This window comes from Streptomyces sp. WELS2 (genome assembly GCF_013870595.1).
Lineage (GTDB): Bacteria > Actinomycetota > Actinomycetes > Streptomycetales > Streptomycetaceae > Streptomyces.
This window is the reverse complement of the sequence record NZ_JACBWZ010000933.1, coordinates 1-2,251: the sequence shown is the minus strand read 5'-3', so window position 1 is coordinate 2,251 and position 2,251 is coordinate 1. Positions and strand designations below refer to the sequence as shown.

Here is a 2,251-nt window from a genome sequence, read left to right as displayed (position 1 = left end):
GCACTCCGTCCGTCGGTACCCCGGCCGCTGGTGTTGCCCGTGGTCCCGAGGGGCGCCCCGCGCCGGGTGAGCGGTGGTCCGCGCGCCGTCAGCAGGTGGTGATGTTCTTCGCCGGGCTGGTCGGCGTGCTCGCCCTCATCGGCGGGGTCTTCTACTTCACCCACCGCGACGGCGACGGCTCGGCCGCCGCTCACGAGTCGCCCTCCCCGTCGGCGTCCGCCCCGGCCACCCCGCCGCCCGGCGTCAAGTGCGCCGGCTCCGCCTGCACCGGCAAGGACGCCGAGGCCATGGGGTGCGGCGGCGACCTGGTGACCACCGCCAAGACCGCCACCGTCGGCACCACCACCCTGGAGGTCCGCTACAGCAAGGTCTGCGGCACGGTCTGGGGCCGGATCACCAGCGGCGCGCCCGGCGACACCGTGCGGGTCACCGCGGGCAAGGAGCGGCAGACGGGTGACATCACCGCCGTGGGGGACACCATCGGGTACACCCCGATGGTCGCCGTACGGAACCCGGCCCAGGCCAGGGCGTGCGCCAAGCTCGCCTCCGGCCAGACCGGCTGCACGGAGTGAGAAATTCCGGTGGGCGCGCATAGGCGGCCGGATCCGGGGCACGCGGACCGTACCCCCACGGGAGTCCGGATCTCCGGCCCCCCTCCGGCGGCCGCCGTCGTCCCTCCTCTCCCGGACGGCGGGCGGCCGCCGTCCGTCGTTCCCGCCGCACCGCCGGCCAGGCGTTACGCCCCACTGGTCCCCTTGTGGGGTGAGCCACACGGCCCCGGGGGTCTCACATGCCGGATGCGCGATAGCCTGACCGCTGATCTCTCTTGATGCCAAGAGATCGATCATCCGCCCGGGGCAGGGACGCCCCACCGCCAGCTGTCATACGGAGAACGCCATGACCCGCACTCCCGTGAACGTCACCGTCACCGGCGCGGCCGGCCAGATCGGTTACGCCCTGCTCTTCCGCATCGCCTCCGGCCAGCTGCTCGGCGCGGACGTTCCGGTCCGGCTGCGCCTCCTGGAGATCACCCCGGCGCTGAAGGCCGCCGAGGGTACGGCCATGGAGCTGGACGACTGCGCCTTCCCGCTGCTCCAGGGCATCGACATCACCGACGACCCGAACGTGGCGTTCGACGGCGCCAACGTCGCCCTGCTGGTGGGTGCCCGCCCGCGCACCAAGGGCATGGAGCGCGGTGACCTGCTGGAGGCCAACGGCGGCATCTTCAAGCCGCAGGGCAAGGCCATCAACGACCACGCGGCGGACGACATCAAGGTGCTCGTCGTCGGCAACCCGGCCAACACCAACGCGCTCATCGCGCAGGCCGCCGCGCCGGACGTCCCGGCCGAGCGCTTCACCGCGATGACCCGCCTGGACCACAACCGCGCGCTGACCCAGCTCGCGAAGAAGACGGGCAGCTCGGTCGCCGACATCAAGCGCCTGACCATCTGGGGCAACCACTCCGCCACCCAGTACCCGGACATCTTCCACGCCACGGTCGTCGGCAAGAACGCCGCCGAGGTCGTGAACGACGAGAAGTGGCTGGCCGAGGACTTCATCCCGACCGTCGCCAAGCGCGGTGCCGCGATCATCGAGGCCCGTGGCGCCTCGTCGGCCGCCTCCGCCGCCAACGCCGCGATCGACCACGTCCACACCTGGGTCAACGGCACCGCCGAGGGCGACTGGACGTCCATGGGCATCCCGTCGGACGGCTCCTACGGCGTCCCGGAGGGCCTGATCTCCTCCTTCCCGGTCGTCTGCAAGGACGGCAAGTACGAGATCGTCCAGGGCCTGGAGATCAACGAGTTCTCCCGTACCCGCATCGACGCCTCCGTCAAGGAGCTGGCGGAGGAGCGCGAGGCGGTCCGCGGCCTCGGCCTCATCTGAGCGTCCGGATGTGACTCCGGTGGCCGGTGTGGTCTATAGTTGATCACACACCGGCCACCGGAACTCCCGGAAGCCGACTGTGCGTTGGTGGTCCAAGGAAAGACGCCCCGCTTCCTGCGGGGAGATGCAGGTGCAAGGCCTGCCCGGCGCTCCACACACGAGGTCCCCTCCCGCCACGACGGGAGGGGACCTCGTCGTTTCCGGGCTCGCCGATCCCGGCCCTACGCCCGCCTCAGCAGCGCGATCCCGGCCCGGTCGGTGTCCTCCGACCGGCCGTTCAGCCGGTGCACCACGGCCCACCGCCCGTCCGCCGTCGCCCCGGTGAACACCGACGCGTCCCGGGTCGCGCCGTTGTGCCAGTACA

2 protein-coding genes are annotated in these 2,251 nt (G+C 71.8%); both read left to right on the top strand.

Annotation, left to right across the window (positions count from 1 at the left end; all coding sequences use genetic code 11):
- Positions 1–572: DUF2690 domain-containing protein (locus H5J33_RS31915; RefSeq protein ID WP_181798224.1), on the top strand; the 572-nt coding region annotated here is incomplete at its 5' end.
- A 325-nt stretch (positions 573–897) separates the two neighbouring features.
- Positions 898–1,887: a malate dehydrogenase gene (locus H5J33_RS31910; protein WP_181798223.1), complete on the top strand. Its 990-nt coding sequence runs from the start codon at positions 898–900 to the stop codon at positions 1,885–1,887.
- The last annotated feature ends 364 nt before the right edge of the window (positions 1,888–2,251 follow it).